Genomic DNA, 20,007 nt, shown 5'->3' with positions numbered 1-20,007 from the left:
CATTTTTGACCTCGGCCAAAGCATGAAGCTCAATCCCTTTCGCGTTGATCCGGCCCATCCCTTTCAGCTGGTGAAATTTCTGTCCATCAGCACGCTGGTGCTGATTCTTGCGTCAAGCAGCCTCATGTCGGTGTTCATGACCAATTACGCCAAGAGCGCGCTCCTGAAGAAAAATCAGGCGTTCGCCAGGCTTTTGGCCGAAAACCTGAACCATCAGATCTACAGGCGTTTCACCCTGCCCGTGGTGCTCGGTTTCGGGCGGGTCGAGCTCAAGCGCAAGGATCAGTACGAACGCCTGGAGCAGGTCATCGAATCGACCATCCATTCCTTTCATGTCCTTGATCTGCGCATCTACGACGAGCAGAACGAGGTTGCTTTCAGCACCGACGTTCAGCAGGTCGGGAACAACGAATTGGGCGGGGAGGCCGTGCAGGCGGCGATACAGAGCGGCAAGATCAGCTTCGAATTGCAGAACTCCCTGAGCATCTGGGATGTGCTTGCCGCCATTAACCTCGAAGACGGGGACGTAGTGCTGCGCACGGTCTATCCCTTGAGAGCCGAGCGCGATTTGCGCTTTCGGGACCAGCCCGGACCGCTTCTGGGCATTCTGGAGCTGACCCAGGACATAACCAGCGATTATGAGACCGTGCTGCACTTGCAGCGGCTCATAATCCTGACCACGTTCATGGGTTCCGCCGCTCTTTACGGGCTGATCTTCTTTCTTGTCCGCAAGGCCGACCGGGTGCTCGACGAAAGGCTGCGCGACAAGGATCGCCTGGAAAAGGAATTGCTCCAGAACGAGAAGCTTGCCTCCATGGGGCGCATGGTGGCCAGCATCGCGCACGAGATCCGTAACCCGCTGGGCATCATTCGCAGCAGCGCGGAGCTTTTGCTCAAACGGCAAAAGGCCGAAGGCGGAACCAACGTGAAGATGCTCGAAGCCATTTTCCATGAGTCCAAACGCTTGAGCCAGACCGTGAATGATTTTCTTGACTATGCTCGCCCCCGTCAGCCTTCCCTGGAGGATGTCGACCTGGAGAAGGTCGTGCGTCATGCCGTGGGATTTTTGACCCAGGAGGGCCAGGAGCACGGGGTGATGGTGGAGAGCCAGCTGCCGGAGGGGTATGTGATCCAGGGGGACCGGGATCTCTTGTATCGGGGGTTCTACAACCTGATCAGCAACGCAATCCAGGCCTGTTCCGATGGCGGGCAGGTGCGCATCATGCCAGCCTGCCACGAGAGCCAGATGGCCGTGCTGGTGCAGGATACGGGCACGGGCTTTGATTCCAAGCAGTTGGATCGTTACGTAGAGCCTTTCTTCACGACCAAGGACACGGGCACGGGCCTGGGCCTGGCCATTACAAGTTCCATATTTCAGATTCACGGCGCGGAGATGATCTTAAGGAACGGTCCCCATGGTGGGGCCGAAGCCTTGGTGATTTTTTCCGAGCCATGCTAGCGGGTATTTTACATGGGCAATCACATACTGATCATCGATGACGAGAAGAACTATCTATTGGTGCTTGAGGCCATCCTCGAAGAGGAGGGCTACACGGTCACGGCCCTTGGCGATCCGGTCATGGCCATGACCTACCTCGACGAGTCCGAAGTCGATGTGGTCGTGACCGACATGAAAATGCCCGGCATGAGCGGACAGCAGGTTCTGGAGACGGTGCGCAAGCGCCATCCCCATGTCCCGGTCATGATCATGACCGCTTTCGGCACCATCGACCGCGCCGTGGAGGCCATGAAGAGCGGGGCTTTTGACTACATCACCAAGCCATTTTCCAACGACGAGATCCTGCTTTCCGTGGGCAAGGCCATGAAACTCTCCCACGCGGAACAGCAGAACCGTCTGTTGCGGGAAAGCCTGGCTGAAAAGTTCGGCAAGGAAACCATCATCGGCAACTCCAAGCCCATCCAGGATGTCCTGACCCTGGCGGGCAAGGTCGCGCCGACGCGCAGCAACGTGCTGGTTACGGGCGAATCCGGCACGGGCAAGGAACTGGTGGCTCGGGCCATCCACATCGCCTCGGACCGCAAGGACATGCCGTTTATTTCGGTCAACTGCATGTCCCTGAACCCGGGTGTGCTGGAGAGCGAGCTTTTCGGCCACGAGAAGGGCTCCTTCACCGGAGCCATGGCCCTGAAGCGCGGCCGCTTCGAGCTGGCCCAGGGCGGGACGCTTTTCCTTGACGAGATTGGAGAGCTTTCCCAGGAGATGCAGGTCAAACTTCTGCGAGTGTTGCAGGAACGGGCGATCGAGCGGGTCGGCGGGACGGAGACCATTGCCGTGGACTTCAGGCTGGTGGCGGCCACCAACAAGAATTTGCAGGAAGAAATCGTGGCAGGCAGATTTCGCGAAGATCTCTTCTATCGCCTGAACGTGGTCAACATCCATCTGCCGCCCCTGCGCGAGCGGCGTGAGGACATCCCCATCCTGGCCAGCCATTTTCTGCGCAAGTTCTCGCTGGAGAACAACCGTCAGGTGCACGGCTTCACCCCTGGCGCCATCGACTATCTGTCCGCCTACGAATGGCCGGGCAACGTGCGGCAGCTGGAGAACGTCATCGAGCGCTGCGTGGTTCTCAGCAACCGCGACGTGATCGATGTGGACGACCTGCCGCCGGAGCTGCGCGACGAGGAGATGCAGTTCAAGAGCGCCGTTGATCTTTTGCCGCTCAAGGTCAATCTGTCCGAAACCCTGGAAAAGATCGAAGCGGCCCTCATCCGCCGGGCCATGGTCCGCTCCGGATTCGTGCAGGTCAAGACGGCGGAACTGCTCGACGTGTCCAAGAGCCTGCTGCAGTACAAGCTCAAGAAATACAAGATCTCGGCCAAGAACTAGCGCGTGTCCGGGATGAGCGAAGCCTCTGTCGCCGATTTGCTGGCCACGGTGGAGCAAACCCCCTGGCTGGCCGTGGATATCGCCGGGCGCCGTTTTTTTCCGGCGCAGGCCCCGCGATTCGCCGTCCCGGAGCGGCCCTGGCCGCCCCCGGTGCAGCGCGGTCTTGAGCTTTTGGGCGTGCGCGAACTCTACGAGCATCAGGTCCGGGCCATTGATCTGATTCGCTCCGGCAACCATGTGGTCGTGGCCACGCCCACGGCCAGCGGCAAGTCCCTCATCTACAACCTGCCCGTCCTTGAGGCCTGTCATGCGGATCGCCGCACCCGGGCCCTGTACCTCTTCCCCCTGAAAGCCCTGGCCCAGGATCAGCGTCGGGCGCTGGATTCCCTGGCCGCCGGTCTCTTTCCCACGCCCACATCGGCCATCTACGACGGGGACACCTCGGCCTCGCAACGCTTGCGCATACGCCGGGATCCTCCAAACGTTCTCTTCACCAACCCGGACATGCTGCATCTGGGGATTTTGCCCAGCCATGAAAAGTGGTCGGAATTCTTCGCCAATCTGAAATTCGTGGTCGTGGACGAGGTGCACACCTATCGCGGCGTCATGGGCTCGCACATGGCCTGGGTTTTTCGCCGTCTGGTCCGGCTCTGCCGCTTGCACGGGGCGAATCCGACCTTTGTCTGTTCTTCCGCGACCATCGCCAACCCGGAGGAGCTGGCCTCGAATCTGACCGGGCTGCCCATGAGCGCGGTTCTGGAAGGCACGGCCGCAAGTCCTCCGAAGCACATGATCCTCCTGAACGGAGTGGACGGCGCCGCCCGCAAGGCCATCGGCCTGCTGCAAGAAGGCATGAAGCTGGGCTTGCGAACCATCGTTTATTGCAAGTCGCGGCGCATGACCGAGCTTATCGCCATGTGGACGGGAGAACGTGAAGGTGAGGAGCGTGAACGCATCTGCGCCTACCGGGCCGGATTTCTGCCGGAGGAGCGGCGCGAGATCGAAGCCCGCCTTTCTTCCGGGGAGCTGTTGGCCGTGGTCTCCACCAGCGCTCTGGAGCTTGGCATCGACATCGGGGGCCTCGATCTGTGTATCCTGGTCGGCTATCCCGGCTCCATCATGGCCAGCCTGCAGCGCTCGGGCCGGGTGGGGCGCGGCGGGCGCGAGGCCGCGACCTTCCTGATCGGACACGAGGACGCGCTGGACCAGTATTTCATGCACCACCCCGAGGAATTTTTTGCCTTGAAGGCCGAGCGGGCGGTCATCAATCCGGACAATGCGGTCATCGCCGCCAGGCATATGCAGTGCGCGGCGGCGGAAGCCTCGTTGCATCGGTCCGATCCGCTGGTCCGGGAAAATGCCGGGCTGGTGGCGGATCTGGTCCGTGGCGGCGAGCTGCTGCAGAGCCTGGACGGGGAAGAGTTCTTCTCCAAAGCCAGGCAGCCTCATCGGGGCGTGGCCCTGCGTGGCACGGGCTCGACCGTGGTCATCATGGACATGGACAGCGGCGAGCGCATCGGGCTGGTGGACGGCTTTCGCGCGGTGCTTGAGACCCACCCCGGCGCGGTCTATCTGCATCGGGGCGTGACCTACGTGATCGCCGATCTGGATCTTGAGACCCGGATGGCCAAGGCGCGGCGAGCCAAGGTCTCCTACTACACCCGCGTGCGGCACGAGAAGAGCACCGAGATCATCGAAGTGAGCGCCACCCGACCCGTGTTCGGGGCCATGGTCAGCCTGGGGCGGCTCAAGGTCACGGATCAGGTCACGGGATACGATCGCATCAGTACGCGTGGCGGACGGAACCTTGGCACCGTGCCCCTCGACATGCCTCCGCTGGTCTTCGAGACGCAAGGGGTCTGGATCGCAATCCCCGAATCGGTGCGCAGACAGGTGGAAGGGGAGATGGCCCATTTCATGGGCGGCATCCATGCCCTCGAACACGCCGCCATAGGCATGATGCCCCTTCTGGTCATGACGGACAGGAACGATCTGGGCGGGATATCCATTCCGTTTCATCCCCAGGTCGGCTCGGCGGCCGTGTTCATCTACGACGGACTGCCCGGTGGATGCGGATTGGCCGAGCAGGCCCACGCCGAATACGAGACATTGCTTGAGCGCACCGCCCGCGTGATCCGGGACTGCGCGTGCGAGAACGGGTGTCCGGCCTGCGTGCATTCTCCCAAGTGCGGCTCCGGCAACAGACCCATCGCCAAGGGTGCGGCCTTGATGGTGCTGGAGGGAATCATGAACGCCGCCCCGCCGGTCGAAGCCGCATCGCAGGAGTTCGTGCCCCCACGCATCGAGATGACCGAGCCGCCTGCCGCCTCCGTGCAGGATACAATTTTGAACCCGCTGCCGCCGGATTTTCGCTACGCGGTGCTGGATCTGGAAACCCGGCGTTCCGCGCAGGAGGTCGGGGGCTGGCACCGTGCCGACCTGATGGGAGTCAGCTGCGTGGTTGTCTATGATTCGGGGGCCGATGATTTTCGCGACTACGGGCAGGAGGACGTGCCGCGTCTGGTCGGGGAACTGGTGGAGTTCGATCTGGTGGTCGGGTTCAATATTCTGCGTTTCGACTATGCCGTGCTGGGTGGTTTGAGCCGTTTTGATTTTTCAAGCCTGCCCACCCTGGACATTCTGGGGAGTATTCATGAGACCCTAGGGTATCGCCTGTCCCTTGATCATCTGGCCCGCGAGACGCTGGGCGCGGCCAAAAGCGCCAGCGGCATGCAGGCCCTGGCCTGGTGGAAGGAGGGGCGCATCGCCGATATCATTTCCTATTGCCGCCAGGACGTGGCCGTGACCCGCGATCTTTTTCTCTTCGGCGCGAGGCACGGGCACCTGCTCTTTCGTAACAAGGCTGAAAAGATCGTTCGTGTGCCCGTGGATTGGGGCGTAAAGTTGGGGGGATAGACGTGGCAGGGTCTTGCCAAGGGAGGCGGACAGGTTTACCGCCCTCCATGTTTTAATAAAACGTGAAAGGGAAAATTTCATGACCACCACTCCAGATACCGCCCCCGCCAATGGCCGTGCAGGTCGCAAGCGTTTCGTCGTATTGATCGTCTTCCTTATCATCCTCGGGATCGGCATCCTGCAGTACGTGCGCGGCCTGGGACGGGTGTCCACGGACGACGCCTTTGTCGATGGCCGGATCTATCAGATAACGCCACGGGTGGACGGGTACATCTTGCAGGATCTGGTGGAGGACAACCAGCTCGTGGAGGAGGGGCAGCCGCTTCTGGTCCTCGACCCCGTCGGTTACGAGGTGGGGGTTGCCCAGGCGCGGGCCGATCTGGCCACGGCCGAGGCGCAACTGGAGTCTCTGCGCAAGGGCGTGCCCCTGCAAAAAAGTCAGACCGAATTTCAGGTCATGGGCGCACGCGCCCAGCTCGACAGCTTGATGCGCAGCCTGGATCAGGCCCGCCTCGAAGAGGCCGCAGCCAGACAGATGGTGCTGCAGGCCGAGGCGGAGCTCAAGAATGCGGAGCTTGGTTTCAATCGTCTTTTCGAATTGCGTCAGGGCGGGGTCGTTGCCGAATCCGCTTTGGACGAGGCCCGCTCCGGCCTGGACAGTGCCCGCGCAAGGACTGCCGCCGCCCGTGACAAGGCGGATGCGGCGGAGCGCAATCGGGCTTCGCTGCGCGAAAATGTGGCGCGCCTTCAGGCCAATATCGGCCTGGCCCAGACCGGGCACGAGGTGGCTTCGATCAAGGATCTGGAGGTGGCGGCCCAGGAGGCGCGGGTGGACCTGGCCCGGGCGAAGGTGCGCAAGGCCGAACTCGATCTGGACTACACCCGCATCCTGGCTCCGGCAAAAGGGCATGTGACCAAGAAGCGGGTTCAGGTCGGACAGAGCGTGACAGCAGGGCAGCCCATCATGGCGCTTGTGCCCCTGCACCAGGACCAGCTCTGGGTGACTGCCAATTTCAAGGAGACCCAACTGACCAGGGTGCGACCCGGACAGCGGGTCGATATCAAAGTGGACAGCTTTCCCGACCGGGAGCTCTCGGGCCGGGTGGAGTCGGTCATGGCCGGAACGGGCGCGGTTTTTTCCCTCTTTCCCCCGGAGAACGCCATGGGCAACTACGTGAAGGTAGTGCAGCGCATTCCGGTCAAGATCGTTCTTGAATCGGCCAATGCGACGGACAGCCTGCGGCTGGGCATGAGCGTCGTTCCGACCATCCATCTGGACTAGATCCATGGCTCCCGCGCGCGCCACGGGCAAGTGGCTCATCACCCTCAGCGTCATGATCCCGACGCTGCTGGAAATTCTCGATACGTCCATCGCCAACGTGGCGCTGGGGCATATTCAGGGCTCCCTGTCCGCTGGTCAGGACGAGGTGACCTGGGTTCTGACCTCCTATCTGGTCGCCAATGCCATCGTCATTCCCATGAGCGGCTGGCTGGCCCGGATCATGGGGCGCAAGAACTACCTCATGGCCTCGGTGACACTGTTCACACTGGCCTCCATGCTTTGCGGCCTGGCTCAGAGCCTTGAAGCCCTGGTCGTGTTCCGGATCATCCAGGGCATCGGCGGCGGCGGCCTGCAGCCCATGTCCCAGGCCATTCTGCTTGAGACCTTTCCGCCCCGGCAGCGCGGGCTGGCCATGGCCATCTTCGCCATGGGCGCGGTCCTCGGCCCTATCCTGGGGCCGCTGCTCGGCGGGTACATCACGGACAACTATTCCTGGATCTGGATATTCTACATCAACGTGCCGCTGGGCATTCTGTCTCTTTTCATGTGCTGGTCCTTCATCTTCGACCCCTCCTATCAAGAGCGTCGCGTGGCCGGGGAAAAGGTGGACTATCTGGGCCTTGCACTCCTGTCCGTGGGGCTTGGCTGCTTGCAGATCGTGCTCGACAAGGGGCAGGGAGACGACTGGTTCGCCTCGCAGCACATCGTGATACTGAGCATCCTGGCTGCGATCTGCCTGTGCGCGCTGGTCTGGTGGGAGCTTCGGCATTCCAACCCGATCATCAATCTGCGCACCTTCCGCTACCCCAATTTCGCGGCCGGCAACGTGGTCATGTTTTTTGGATTTTTCGCGTTTTTCGGGTCCATCGTGCTTTTGCCCATGTATCTGCAAAACCTGATGGGCTACACATCGTATCTAGCGGGTCTGGTTCTTGGGCCAAGCGGAGCCATCATGCTCCTGCTCCTGCCCGTGGCGGGGAAACTCACGGAGAAGATCGACGCCCGTTTTCTGCTTTGTTTCGGACTGACGGTCTCGGGGTTCTCCCTTCTGTTCATGTCCAATTTCACCCTGCAGATCGACATCGATACGGCTATTCACGGGCGTAACATCCAGGCCATCGGCATCGCCTTCTTCTTCGTGCCGCTGTCGTATCTGACCATGGCCTTCATCCCGCGCGAGAGCATGAACAACGCCTCGGCCCTCTTCAATCTGCTGCGCAATCTGGGCGGTTCCTTCGGCACGGCCTTCGTGACCACGATCCTGGCCCGCCGGGCCCAGGTGCACCAGCATCATCTGGTCGAACACCTGACGCCCTACGATCCACCGTTCACCCAGGCCCGCGACGCCCTGGAAAAATTCATGGGGCTTGATCCCGTGCAGGCCGCAGGGGTCATCTACAGCCATGTGCTCAAACAGGCCGCATACATGGCCTACGTGGACGTCTTCTACATCCAGGCCCTGTTCTTTTTTGGATTGGCGGTGTTCATGTGGATCATCAAAAGGCCCAACCACGGCACGCACATGCCCGAAGGCATGCACTAGGACCCAGGCTTTGAGGGCAGGAAGACGGCGCGGATTTGCGTCTTGTGCTCCATCGGTTGGCGTCAAAGAAAAAGGGGAGCCGAGCCCCCCTCTTCAGGTTGAAAAGCCGGGTTATTCCTTGCTGATGGCTTCGACGGGGCAGGCGTCGATGGCGTCCTGGGCGCATTCGGCTGTGGAGTCCGGGGCCGTGACCATGGCTTTTTCTTCGCCGTCGATCATGGCAAAAACTTCAGGACAAAGTTCCACACAACTTTCGCAGCCGATGCATTCTTCGTGGTCGATTACTATGGTCATGATTCCTCCAGGTTGGGGTTACGTTTGGTTTTTGCCATACAGCTTTCCAGATGTCCGTGCAAGCCGTGGCGCGTTTGGGATTGGTAGATCCATTTCTTCGTTGGCATGAATTTGGCTCATGCTTAGGCGGAGGATTCCCATGCGAGAACCAACACCTGAAATCATGCGCGACGTGTCGGCGCGGCTTTCCCGGCCCGGGCCTGGCAAGCGGGCCATGGAAGGCGCGGCAGAGCCCTTTGGCGGTATAAACGGCGGTGATGGAGAGCATCCCGGCGGGAACGCTTTTGGTCAACACTTTGACATTTTTGCCCGGGAGCAGCAGTTCCGGCCCGCCAGTTGGGTCATTTGCTGGTCGGATCTGATGATGACCATGTTCATCATGTTCGCCGCCCTTTATATTTTTCAACTGCCCAAGATCCAATACAAATCGGTTTCGGAATTCTCCGTGCAGGCCTTGCCGCTGGGGACTGAGACCGTTCCGCCCCAGGCTTTGGCCGGATCGATTCTGGATCGTCTGCACGACCGGTTGCGTGACCTGATCGCGCGCGATGGGCTGCAAGCCGTGGTCACGGTGCAGTCGGTCCCGGGAGAATCACTGCATGTGGTGCTCCCGGGCGATTTTCTTTTTGAAGGAAGCGGCACCGTTCTGCGGGGCGATGTCAAAAAAACGCTGCTGGACATGGGCGAAATCCTGGGCAGCGCGCCGCATGTTCTGTCCGTAGTCGGCCATGCGGCGCCCGATGGCGCGGCGGTGGGTGCCATGGGGCCCTGGAAGCTGTCGGTGGCCATGGCCTCCGATGTGGCGGATTTTCTGATGCGGGACGCGGGTCTGCCCGCCGGGCGCATGCTCGTGGCCGGTTACGGGGATCAGCGCCCGTTGGTGGATGGTGACGGAATCCGTGTCGGCTGGCGGGTGGAATTGGTCTTGAGTTCGGAAAATCCGACAGAGCCCCTGCCCACGGTGAATGCCCCGACCGGAGAAGGGTTTCGGCAATGGCTTGCCGCATCGAAGCCAGGAGGGCAATGATGGAAGGAAAAACGATTCTGGGCCTGCTGCTCTGCGGCCTGATTTTTGGAGCCGGTTTCGTGATCAGCGGTGATGTGGGGCAGTATTTCAACCTGTCCGCGTTCCTGATTGTCTTCGGCGGCTGCCTGGGCACGGCCATCGCCAGCTTCCGGATGGAACGCCTCGGGTTCGTGAGCAAGGTGCTGCGCAATTCCTACCGCTCGCGAATGAAGGAGCCGGCCGCCATAGTCGAGATTTTGGTGGACCTGTCGGTCAAGAGCCGAATTCGCGGGTTGCACACCCTGGTCGAAGACGAGCGCGAGACCTCCATCATGTTTCTGCGGCGGGCACTGGGTTTTGTGGTCGACAACTACTCCCGGGAGCAAACCACCGACATCCTGAACACGGAGATGTATTTCTTCAAGCAGCGCCGCGATGAATCCGAGCGCGTGCTGCGGGTCATGGCCGACATCTGTCCGGCCATCGGGCTGGCGGGCAGCGTGGTGGGACTCATCGGCATGCTTTCCGGCGTGAATGACACGGGGGTTGTGCTGGCGACCATCCCCATTGCCCTGACTTCGACTCTTTACGGCGTCATCCTGGCCAATTTCGTCTTCCTGCCGCTGGCCGCCCGGATTCGCGAGGTCACGGACCACGAGCTTCTGCTTCAGAAGATCATCATCGAGGGCGTGCGAGCCATTCAGAGCGAACTCAACCCCCGCGTGCTCGAAGTGAAGCTCAAATCCTTTCTCACCCCGTCGGCGCGAGAGGGGCAGCTTGTCTCACTGGCACGCATAAAGGAACGCTTCCAGATCAGGGAACGCGAAGAGGACGCCCCGCGCATGGCTGCGCCGGAGGAGGTGGGAGCGGCCCTGTGATGCGACCGCTCAAACTTCAGGCGAGCTCTGTCCGGCCAGCGCCTTCAGAATCACGTCCCGGTCGACCATGCCGAGCAGGCGCCCTTTTTCGTCGGCGACCACCAGACGCTTGACCCCGTTGTCCACGAGGGTGCGGATGACTTCGCTCAAGGGGGTATCGGGACTTACGCTGAGCACTTCGTGGAACATGACTTCCTCGGCGGTGCCTTCAAGCGTCGTGGGCACGGCCTCGCGCTGAGTCAGGACGCCGAGGATCTTGGCCACCAGGGTGGGAGAGTTCTGACGCACGAAGCACTGCAAGAGATCCCAGTCGTGAATGATGCCACGGATCGTCCTGTCCGCATCCACGATGACCACTCGGCGTAGAGGAGATGCGACAAGCTTTTTCAGAATGTCGGTCAGCGGCGCGTCCGGAGCGGCGGTGGGCACGTCCGTGAACAGCACGTCACGGGCAAAGGCGTGCACGCCTTCGGGCAGGACGTCGAGATGCGCCGCCACTGCGGATGTGCGCCCGATGGCCGCGAGCACGTCCGCGCGGCTGACGATGCCCATCAGCGTCCCGTCTTCGGCCGTGACCGGTAGGCGCTTGATGTTGCGGGTAGCCATCAGCTTCAGGGCGTCCGTGACCGTGGTCGTGATATTGAGGGTCGTGACCGGAGCCGACATGATGTCGCGCGCTTTGAGCCCTTCGAATTCCAGGCAATGACTGTGCTTGTGGCGCAGTCCGGACGGCACGCGACCGTGCATGTCCAGCCGCAGGGGCATTCGCGCACGGGACAGCAGGTCGCCGCCGGTGATGATGCCGGCAATACGCCCGGCTTCCATGACCGGGACGGCTTTTACCTCCCTGTGCAGCAGCAGATCCACCACCTCGTGCAGAGGCGTCAGGGTGTCCACGGTAACGACCTGCTCGGTCATCACGTCGCGGATGCGCATGGGCAGGTGGAAGATGGCCTGGCCATCCTGGACCACGATACTCCCTTCCTCGACGAGCGCGTCGACCACGGGCAGAAAATCGGCGATGCGCGACGGCGTGTCCACGATCTCCACGATGATCGGCAGATCCTCGGCCAGCCGCAGGATCTTGGCCGTGTGCAGAAGATTGCTTGCCCCGAAGCCCATGAAGCCCCGGCAAACCGAGGCCCCGGCCATGCCGCGTCGGCGGGCCTCATCGACAATGACGTCGTGGAGCGGAGAGCCTTTGTGTCGTGCCGCCTCGCCTACGAAAATCTTGAGAATCCTCACATCGATCAACTTGACCATCGGGTGCCTCCTTTGATGAGCGCTGCCTGGACTTGTGCCGCGAACATCAGTCCCGGTTGTGCGTTCGGGGCGTGTTTGGTCCAGGAAGCCTGCGCGGCTACGGGTCCTCTGCTCAGACAATCCATTTGCGTTTGATATTCCATAGGCTCGCCGTGAACAAGACCGCGCAGAATCCGCCCAGCACCAGATAATTCAGGTTCATCGGCAGCACGTGGTTTCCGTTTACCGCGCCATGCAGGGCGTCGGCCCCGTAAGTCAGGGGCAGGGCGTAGGAAACTGGTTGGAGCAGAAGGGGCAGCTTGGCGATCGGGAGAAAGAGGCCGCACAGGAAGATCATGGGAAAGCGGAAGAAGTTGGAAAATGTCTGCGCCTCGAAGACTTCGCTTACGGCCACGGCGATGAAGAGACCCTGGAAAGTGGAGGCCACTGCGATCATGATCGCGGCCAGGGCGAAGGAGCCCCACGCTATCTGGCCCAGATCCGCAAGCCATGCGGCCAGAAGCACGGGGACGAATGCGTTCAATGTGCCGAAGACGATGGCGCCGCTGGTCTTGGCCAGCATGAGCAGGGTCAGCGGGATGGGGGCCAGGAGCAGGCGTTCGAAGGAGCGGGTCTTTTTTTCAAAGGTTATGGTCACCGCGAGCATGGAGGTCGTTCCGAAGAGGATGGACACGCACACCACGCCGGGAAGCACGGTGGAGATGCTTTCGATGCCGCTGCCGGTCTTGATGAAGAACATGCCTGTCCAGGCCAGGGGGAAGATAAGTCCCCAGCTCAGGTTGGGCGGCTTCAGATAGTAGGTGCGCACGTCCTTGAGCAGGATGTTCCAGAATGCGATCCAGCGCTTCATTGCCGACCTCCCTTTTTTTCCTTTTCTCCGCGCAGCACCTTCGCCTCAAGGCCGGTCACGCGCACGAACACGTCCTCCAGGGACGGTCGCAGCCTGCGGGCTTCGGCCACTTCGCCCCCGGCATCCTCCAGAAAGCGCACCAGCGGCCCGACGCGCACCGGAGCGCCCGAGTCCACACGTAAGAGTTCCGGTTCCAGCAGGGAAAAATCAAGATCAGCGAACGTTTCCCTCAGGGCGGCGACGATGCCGGGCGGCATGCCACTGCACTGGATGCGCATGGAATGGCAGGCCTGCACGGGCTGAAGCAGTTCCTCGACGGTTCCGGTGTGCACGATGCGCCCCTCAACAATAAAGGCGATACGGTCGCACAGGCGTTCGGCCTCTTCGATGTAGTGCGTGGTCAAAAGAACCGTGGTGCGAGTCTTCTTGAGGTTCATGACGATCTGGCGCAGCTGCCGGGCGCTGCCTACGTCCACTCCCGTGGTGGGTTCGTCCAGGAAAAGGATGTCGGGTTTGTGGATGATGCCTGCCGCGATGGTCAACTTGCGCTTCATGCCTTTGGAATAACCCGCGAATTTGCGATCCGCCGCATCCGAAAGCCCGAAGGTTTCGAGCAGTTCGCGTGCCCGCGCCACGCGTTCGGGTTTGCGCAACCCGTAAAGGGCGGCGCAGAAACAGAGATTCTCGAAGCCGGTCAGTTCCGCATACAGGTTGCTTTCGTCCGGCACCACTCCGACCAGATGCTGCGCGGCCCGCAGGTTGGCCGTGCAGTCGATGCCCTTGATGCGAAAGGTTCCGGCATCGGGCCTGGCCAGACCGGTCAGCATGTTGATGGTCGTGGTTTTGCCCGCCCCGTTGGGACCCAGCAAGCCAAAGACCTCGCCCTGTTCCACGGTAAAGGAGATGTCCGCGACCGCGTGGACGGCTCCGAAAGATTTTTTAAGGCCTTTGACCTCGATGGCGGTGGTCGATTCGTTCATGAGCAGCCTCTGATGAATGTCTGGTCTGAATGCGACAAGCTGGTAAAAATGTGACGCCGCTGTCAATGCAAAAATCTCTTTGCATGAAAGTTGATTGCCGATCAGAAGGGAACGATGGGGAAATCATGCGATTAGAGTGCGAAATAGATATTTCATCCTGACTTATTTCGGACTTATAAGGTCGTATTAATTTATTTCATTTGTGTCATAAATTGGACATATGTTGTTTTACAGTCGTATTCTTCTCATATCCATATGCGCAGGCGGTCGGCAAAAGCATGGTTCTGTGCTTTTCAGGAGGGTGGGCTCAAGGTGGTCAGCATTCGGTGAGTACAGATGGTCAATTTTCGATTGTCACGTACTGGAAAACTTGCGCGTTGTGTCGGAGATGGCGACCGGGCTACTGCCCGTTTGGGAGCATGCCGATTTCGGTGACAATGGCTTGGTCGATTCTGCGAATGAGATCGGGGTCCACGGCTTTGGAATATATGATGTAACGAAGATTGCCCTGCGGGATGTCGTTCATTGCGCGCAGCTTGAATTTGTCCTTGGACGTCTGGGCCGCCTGCAGGAGGACATCGACTTCCTCGGGCGGTATCAGCATGAAGTCGAAGCGTCTGGATTCAAGCATCTTGAGCAGACGTATGGTATCAGCCGCGACCTGTACCGTTTTGTCTTGGTACTTCGAGATCATTTCGTCGAGCAGTGCTCCTTCCGAGAACCCCTGTACCCTTCCGAAAAAAAAGCTTCCGTTCTGCAACAGCCCTTCGAGGGTGTCGTATGGGCGGAATCTTTGTTCATTTTCCCGCAAGAAGAATACCCCCACTGGCCGGTTCACGTAGATCGGTAGAGAAAAGTGGGCGAACTGTTCGCGTTCGGCGGTCTTGAACCAGCCCAGGGACGCTGCCGGACGACCGCTTTGTATCTCATGCAGGATTCTTTTGGCGGGCACGAAGGAAAATTTCGGCTCGACCCCGGCCGCAGCAAAAACTTGGCGTGCGAGATCGACAATGATTCCAGATGCCTGGCCATTCGCAAGTTGGTGGTAATAGGGAGGGTATTCAAAGTAGTAGATGTCTAGGGATTCTGCGATGGCGCTTTGGGGCCGCATGCACATGAGCAGGAATCCGAGACACATCAACGCTTTTTTCAGCATGGGCCCTCCTTGGAAATGAAGGGAGAGGTCGTCGTTTCCGAGGTGTGTCTGTTTACCATGTGCATTGTCATACGTACAGACCGGCTCGGTCGGCAACCATTAGTTCTGCAGGATCAGGTCTTGAATGTGTCAAATCGATATTCTGAATACTTCAGGGACGTGCTGCTCTGTGTCTCATGATCGCTGGTTTCTGCTGGCCAGATTTCAAGATTCAGACACGTGATTTTTCTGGGTTGATTGAAGGCAAGGGGCGCGGTTCGACAAGGATGAGAAGTATTTTGCGGGAAGGCTTGTCCATGCTGGTAGACGAGCTCGGTTTGTATCAACCATCCGTTCGCTTCAGTTTTCCGGACATGGTGGGCGTTTCTATAGCGAGTGCTGGTATTTGACGGTTACGGAGAGGTGAAGGGGGGCGTTGCCGATGATCTTGGGGCGCTTTACCACGCCGCTGGCCGCGAGGATGCCGAGCTGGGCCGTGCGGTCCAGCAGGGCATCGCCAGATGTGCGGACCAAGCGAATCTCGTTAAAGGAACCATCTGGAGCGATGGTGACGGAGTAGCGCGCGTTGCCGATCAGGTTTTCCAGGCCCTGGCGGCGTGGTTGGAATTTGCGCTGTTCGATGGCCTCGCGCACGCAGGCGACGTATTGGCGGAGAGCCTGTCTGCGTTTGTCCGGGTTGTTTTTTTCTTCGTTGTCATGGCCCGCAGCCTGCTCAACCGTACGGCCCAGGCCCAAAGGATCGACGCTGGAGAGTGCGGCCACGTCGAAGTCCGCAGGCACAAGAATCTGATTTGCATCCCGGACCGAGGCAGAAGGACCGCTCATGTGGATCAGCAGGAAGTGTGCGAACAGAGAGAACGCTATGGATGCGGCCAGCACTGGTCTGCGTATCACCGCATGTCTCCGTCCAAGCCGGGTGGGGATGTGTTGACGCGTGTGCCGATGATCAGGTTGTTGAATCCGTGCTTGCGCACCATGTCCACCACCTTCACAAAAGGGGCCACTTCCGCATCGGGCGAGGCCTTGAGCAGGATTCGACCGGGTTGGCTGGCTGGAGCCAGGACCGCCGCACGGTCCAGAATGAAGGAGAGGTCGCGCATGGTAGCCGGAGTACCGTCGCAGGACAGGGACCCGTCCGACCTGAGTTCGATTTCCAGAGACTTACCTGACACCGGATGCGCCGTCTCTGCATCCGGTAACGCCATGTCCATGCCCCTGGCCGTGAATACCGCTGAAATTACGAAGAAAATCAAAAGAATGAATACTACGTCCAGAAGGGGAGTGATGTCCGGGGCGGCGGGGTGCCGGGAGCTGTGTTTGAACGAGATCACGGCTCATTCACCGAGGAGATCTGGTCCAGGAGCAGGGCAGCCGTTTGTTGCATGGCGAAGGCTGTTTTTTCATGCTGGCGGAGGAGCCAGCGGTGGGCCAGGAGCGAGGGGATGGCGATACCCAGTCCTGCGCCCGTAGTCAGCAGCGCCTGCCAGATGCCGCCAGCCAGCATGGTGATGTCCACGTTGCCGGAGTTTGCCAGTCTGGAAAACGCAGAGATCATACCCATGACCGTGCCGAGCAGACCCATGAGGGGGGCCGTTGTGGCGGCTGTGGCCAGGAAATCCAAGCGGCGGCTCAGTTCGAACAGTATTTCCTCCCCGGCGACCAGGGCACGTTCCTCGCGTTGTCGAGGCGTGCCTTTTGTGAGCAGGGCGGCGAAGAATTTTGTGAAAAACGGTGCGTTGTTTTCAACCAGTTCAAGTGCGCCATTTTTTTTGTCCTGGCGGAGCATGTCCAGGATGGACGTGAGCATGTCTCGGCTCGGGAATCGTGTCGTGGTGAATATCACGAAGCGTTCTGCCATGACTGCGAGAGCTGCCGTGGATATGGCGAGAAGCGGCCACATCATTGGTCCGCCCTGCTGGAACAGGTTCATGTGTGCGCCTCCTGAAGTGCCGCGAGCGGGGAGAGATTCATGTTTTTGCCGATGGCGACCAGGAAGGATTGGTCCTCGAACTTTTTGCCAAGACTGGACAATTCATGCCTTCCCGCAACGTATTGCACGACCTGAGCATGGTCGTGCCCGATCAGCGACACGATCCCCTTGAGTCGAAAAACTTCCGAGGGGAGAAGGTCAAGGGTCCGGATTAGGGCTTCCCTGTTCAAGGGTGCGTCAAAGGTAAAGCGTCTGGAGGTGAATTCTTCCATCGCATGGATATGTCGAGGGCAGGGGGTGGATATGGACTGGAGCCCGGGCGCGTCGTGCTCGAGGGGGTCGGAATCGTACAGGGTCGCTGGATTAATGGCCGCGTATTCAGTTTCTGCTATGTGCGCGCGGGAATTCAGGGTGCGGAGGCGATGGAAAAGAGAGGCTCGCTCTTGGTCGGTCACCAGGTCGCACTTATTCAGCAAGATGATGTCCGCAGCCTTGACCTGGTTCATGGCGATATCGCTTGTATCCAGTAGTTGCTGGGCGTTGACCGCATCAACCAGTGTCGTGACCGAGTCCAGGCGTGCCAGGGAGCGAAGCGTGTCGAGTTCCTTGAGAATGTTGAAGGGGTTGGCCAGACCTGTACTCTCCAGGACAATGACTCTGGGATTGAACCGCGTCTTGAGTTGCTCAATGCCCTTGGACAGGTTCCCGGCCAGGGTGCAGCACACGCAGCCTTCGTCAATTTCTACGATGGAATCGTCTCCTTCCAGAAGTTTGCCGTCCACTCCGGTTTGTCCGACTTCGTTTTGGATGATGGCCACGATTTCATCGCGGGACGCGTGGTACTCAAGCAATTGGTTCAGGAAGGTGGTCTTGCCCGCTCCCAGGAAGCCGCTCAGCACGATGAGTCTGGGACGGGTGTCGAAAGCGTAGGCGTATTCCGCATCTGAGCCCAGGGTTGTCAGGTCGTGAGTTTTCCAGAGCAGGGCCGAAGCAATGGCCTGTGGCATGGCGCCGACCTGGTCGGGGGTGAGCGCGTCTTTTTTGAGAAGGTGGGACGCAAGGCGACGTGCCGAGTCGTCTTCTCCCCAGACGAGAGTGTCGGTGATGACCGTGTTTGTTTTGTCAAAATGAATACGTTCGCCATTGCGGGTGTAACCAGGGATCATGCTCGGCTGTTCCTCACGGGCATAGCGTGCCGGGCTGGAAGCAAGGCTGTTGGATACCGCAGCGCCAATGACCAGAAAAACATCCGTGGTGATGTCGTGGGCCGGGAAATCCTCTTCGGGTGCCCCCGGGGCGATGACCCACTCGCCGGACTCCGTGGTGACGCCGTCCTTGGCGATGCAGATTTTCCGTTCAAGGGCTTGGGCTTGGATGGCAAGAGCGGTTTCGTTACGGAGGAGATGGACGCTGACCGCCCCGATCCGAAACGGCGCGGCCCACTCCAGCGAGGTCGAGAAGGTGCGGACGCGTGCTATGTAGTCCGGCTGGGTTGCGGCCAAGTTCGCGGCCAGGGACATGTGTTCGAGAAGCGGTTCGTCCTCCGCCGGGAAATAGTACAGGCCAATTTTGGCGTTTCGGGAAAATTCGTCCAGCCCGGTTGCTTCGGCCAGCAGCCCATACACGCCGGGACGGCCGCGGAGTTTCATGGTCCAGGCGACAGTGCCCCTGGGGCAGACGGCCATTCCTTTCCAGCCGACGAGCCGTTTGAATTCATTGTGCCGGCAGGCTGCAAGCAGACTGTTCAAGAGCAGGACGGGCGTGTCCACGGGCTGGCCTTTGGGGCGTAAGGGGGGGAGAATGGATGATAGGTTCATGTCCGAAGATTTGTGATGCGCGCCCGGCTCCGAAGGGCCGGGCGCTGTGTGCATGGCGGCGTGGTGTCAGCCGAAGGTTATCTTGTCGCCGTTGCCGAGGTAGTCCTCGGAAGCGGAGCGGAATCGTGCAGTGCCGCGCACCACGGGGTAGCCCGCCTCGACGAACTTCTTGGCCGTGAGATGCCCGGTGCAGTGGTTGCAGCCGATGAGTTCGAAACCCCACTGGCCAAGGGCAATGACAAGATCGTCGTATTTTGGATCCCAGTCCTCGAACGGGGAGATGTGAAGCCCTCCGTAGATGCCGTAGAATTTGTCATTGTCATACTTCAGATTGGTGAAGGCGAAGTCCGCAAACTGGAGAATTCCCTGGTGGTTGCACCCCGAGACCAGGACCAACCCCTTGTCCTTGATGTTGAAGGCGAGAGAGGTTTCGCCAAAGACGCGATTGATGATGGGCACATCGAATTTGAGCAGGGCCATGCCCGGGGCTATCTGGGTCACGGGCTTGTTTACGATGACCGGCTCGCCCTTATATCCGGAGTCTTTGATGTATTGAAGGCCTTCCTTGTAGAAACCGTCGTGCACGTACAATGGGATGCGGTTGTCATACTTCATGGTGACAGGCAGGCCCCAGAAGTGATCCCAGTGCTCGTGGGAGATGAATAGCGCCTCGATTTCCTGATCGCGCAGCATTTGGTCGATGCCCTCGCGTTTAAAGCAGCTGTCCATCCATTCGTAGGACCAGCCGGTGTCCAGCAGGAATTTGCGCACAGTGCCGTCCAGAGCCTCTACTTCGAGCAGGCAGGAGTAGCCGCCCGGATTCTCCGGGTGCAGGGAGAGCTTTTTCTGGATTTCCCATGCTTTTTCAAGATCATGGGGCAGCAGGTCCTTGATGGTACTTATGCCTTCCTCGTAGGATCCTTTGCCAGATCCTTTGCCATTGGCGAGAGGGGCCCAGTTCAGAGTGTACTGGTTCACGAGCAGTCCGCCCGCTTCGTGGATATCGCCGATGAGATGCGCGTTATTGAACCAGCTCGTTTCCGAGATGTTGGTCACGCGTACGCTTCGGCACGTGCCGAAGTCCTGTTGATTGCGCTGCGTTTTCGGAAGCTGGCTGTAGGCCCACGGGCTGTAGGAGTACATGCCCATGCTTGCGAACGTGCCGGCCACCAGCCCGGTAGCAGCGCCCTTCACGAAGTCGCGTCTGCTTATGTTATTTCTGTTTGTGCTCATTGTTTCTACTC

The 20,007-nt window shown here is 59.8% G+C and carries 17 protein-coding genes; 7 read left to right on the top strand and 10 right to left on the bottom strand.

Annotated elements, in window-relative coordinates; translation table 11 throughout:
- Nucleotides 1-22: 22 nt before the first annotated feature.
- From BMZ40_RS05255 to BMZ40_RS05235, 5 genes are all read left to right on the top strand, one after another.
- Nucleotides 23-1,459 (top strand): sensor histidine kinase, encoded by a 1,437-nt coding sequence (locus BMZ40_RS05255; protein WP_245751033.1) that lies wholly within the window; start codon nucleotides 23-25, stop codon nucleotides 1,457-1,459.
- A 12-nt stretch (nucleotides 1,460-1,471) separates the two neighbouring features.
- Nucleotides 1,472-2,848 (top strand): sigma-54-dependent transcriptional regulator, encoded by a 1,377-nt coding sequence (locus BMZ40_RS05250; RefSeq protein ID WP_092373066.1) that lies wholly within the window; start codon nucleotides 1,472-1,474, stop codon nucleotides 2,846-2,848.
- A 12-nt stretch (nucleotides 2,849-2,860) separates the two neighbouring features.
- The gene (locus BMZ40_RS05245) at nucleotides 2,861-5,764 is read left to right on the top strand and encodes a DEAD/DEAH box helicase (RefSeq protein ID WP_092373065.1); all 2,904 of its coding nucleotides are present in this window, start codon (nucleotides 2,861-2,863) and stop codon (nucleotides 5,762-5,764) included.
- Nucleotides 5,765-5,843: 79 nt separating this feature from the next.
- Nucleotides 5,844-7,046 carry an HlyD family secretion protein gene (locus tag BMZ40_RS05240; RefSeq protein ID WP_092373064.1) on the top strand — a complete coding sequence of 401 codons (1,203 nt, stop codon included), beginning with the start codon at nucleotides 5,844-5,846 and terminating at the stop codon, nucleotides 7,044-7,046.
- A 4-nt stretch (nucleotides 7,047-7,050) separates the two neighbouring features.
- The gene (locus BMZ40_RS05235) at nucleotides 7,051-8,589 is read left to right on the top strand and encodes a DHA2 family efflux MFS transporter permease subunit (protein WP_092373063.1); all 1,539 of its coding nucleotides are present in this window, start codon (nucleotides 7,051-7,053) and stop codon (nucleotides 8,587-8,589) included.
- A 111-nt stretch (nucleotides 8,590-8,700) separates the two neighbouring features.
- Here BMZ40_RS05235 and BMZ40_RS05230 read toward each other — a convergent pair whose 3' ends face one another.
- Entirely contained in the window at nucleotides 8,701-8,883 is a 183-nt protein-coding gene (locus tag BMZ40_RS05230) for a ferredoxin (RefSeq protein ID WP_092189598.1), read from the bottom strand.
- Nucleotides 8,884-9,022: 139 nt separating this feature from the next.
- Here BMZ40_RS05230 and BMZ40_RS05225 point away from each other — a divergent pair, with 139 nt between their 5' ends.
- Both BMZ40_RS05225 and BMZ40_RS05220 read left to right on the top strand, forming a co-directional pair.
- Nucleotides 9,023-9,910 carry an OmpA/MotB family protein gene (locus tag BMZ40_RS05225; RefSeq protein WP_177193027.1) on the top strand — a complete coding sequence of 296 codons (888 nt, stop codon included), beginning with the start codon at nucleotides 9,023-9,025 and terminating at the stop codon, nucleotides 9,908-9,910.
- Nucleotides 9,910-10,767, top strand: coding sequence for a motility protein A (locus BMZ40_RS05220; RefSeq protein WP_092373061.1), 858 nt, complete (start codon nucleotides 9,910-9,912; stop codon nucleotides 10,765-10,767). Before BMZ40_RS05225 ends, BMZ40_RS05220 begins: the two co-directional genes overlap by 1 nt.
- A 9-nt stretch (nucleotides 10,768-10,776) precedes the next feature.
- Here BMZ40_RS05220 and BMZ40_RS05215 read toward each other — a convergent pair whose 3' ends face one another.
- The 9 genes from BMZ40_RS05215 to BMZ40_RS05175 form a co-directional block, all read right to left on the bottom strand.
- Nucleotides 10,777-12,030, bottom strand: a complete 1,254-nt coding sequence (locus BMZ40_RS05215) for a DUF190 domain-containing protein (protein ID WP_092373060.1) — start codon at nucleotides 12,028-12,030, stop codon at nucleotides 10,777-10,779.
- 112 nt (nucleotides 12,031-12,142) lie between these two features.
- Nucleotides 12,143-12,880, bottom strand: coding sequence for an ABC transporter permease (locus BMZ40_RS05210; RefSeq protein WP_092373059.1), 738 nt, complete (start codon nucleotides 12,878-12,880; stop codon nucleotides 12,143-12,145).
- Nucleotides 12,877-13,860 (bottom strand): ABC transporter ATP-binding protein, encoded by a 984-nt coding sequence (locus BMZ40_RS05205; protein WP_092373058.1) that lies wholly within the window; start codon nucleotides 13,858-13,860, stop codon nucleotides 12,877-12,879. Before BMZ40_RS05205 ends, BMZ40_RS05210 begins: the two co-directional genes overlap by 4 nt.
- A gap of 400 nt (nucleotides 13,861-14,260) precedes the next feature.
- Nucleotides 14,261-15,016 carry a substrate-binding periplasmic protein gene (locus BMZ40_RS05200; protein WP_092373057.1) on the bottom strand — a complete coding sequence of 252 codons (756 nt, stop codon included), beginning with the start codon at nucleotides 15,014-15,016 and terminating at the stop codon, nucleotides 14,261-14,263.
- Nucleotides 15,017-15,382: 366 nt separating this feature from the next.
- Nucleotides 15,383-15,910, bottom strand: coding sequence for a TonB C-terminal domain-containing protein (locus BMZ40_RS05195; protein ID WP_092373056.1), 528 nt, complete (start codon nucleotides 15,908-15,910; stop codon nucleotides 15,383-15,385).
- Nucleotides 15,907-16,347, bottom strand: coding sequence for an ExbD/TolR family protein (locus BMZ40_RS05190; RefSeq protein ID WP_092373055.1), 441 nt, complete (start codon nucleotides 16,345-16,347; stop codon nucleotides 15,907-15,909). Before BMZ40_RS05190 ends, BMZ40_RS05195 begins: the two co-directional genes overlap by 4 nt.
- Complete coding sequence (locus BMZ40_RS05185) at nucleotides 16,344-16,946, bottom strand: MotA/TolQ/ExbB proton channel family protein (protein WP_092373054.1); 603 nt, start codon at nucleotides 16,944-16,946, stop codon at nucleotides 16,344-16,346. The genes BMZ40_RS05190 and BMZ40_RS05185 overlap by 4 nt, the downstream gene beginning before the upstream one ends.
- Nucleotides 16,943-18,715 (bottom strand): CobW family GTP-binding protein, encoded by a 1,773-nt coding sequence (locus BMZ40_RS05180; protein ID WP_245751032.1) that lies wholly within the window; start codon nucleotides 18,713-18,715, stop codon nucleotides 16,943-16,945. Before BMZ40_RS05180 ends, BMZ40_RS05185 begins: the two co-directional genes overlap by 4 nt.
- A gap of 114 nt (nucleotides 18,716-18,829) precedes the next feature.
- Nucleotides 18,830-19,996, bottom strand: coding sequence for an MBL fold metallo-hydrolase (locus BMZ40_RS05175; RefSeq protein ID WP_092373052.1), 1,167 nt, complete (start codon nucleotides 19,994-19,996; stop codon nucleotides 18,830-18,832).
- Nucleotides 19,997-20,007 lie beyond the last annotated feature (11 nt).

Source organism: Desulfomicrobium apsheronum (genome assembly GCF_900114115.1).
Classification (GTDB): domain Bacteria; phylum Desulfobacterota; class Desulfovibrionia; order Desulfovibrionales; family Desulfomicrobiaceae; genus Desulfomicrobium; species Desulfomicrobium apsheronum.
The sequence above is the reverse complement of the archived record's forward strand: the minus strand, read 5'-3'. Positions and strand labels throughout refer to the sequence as shown.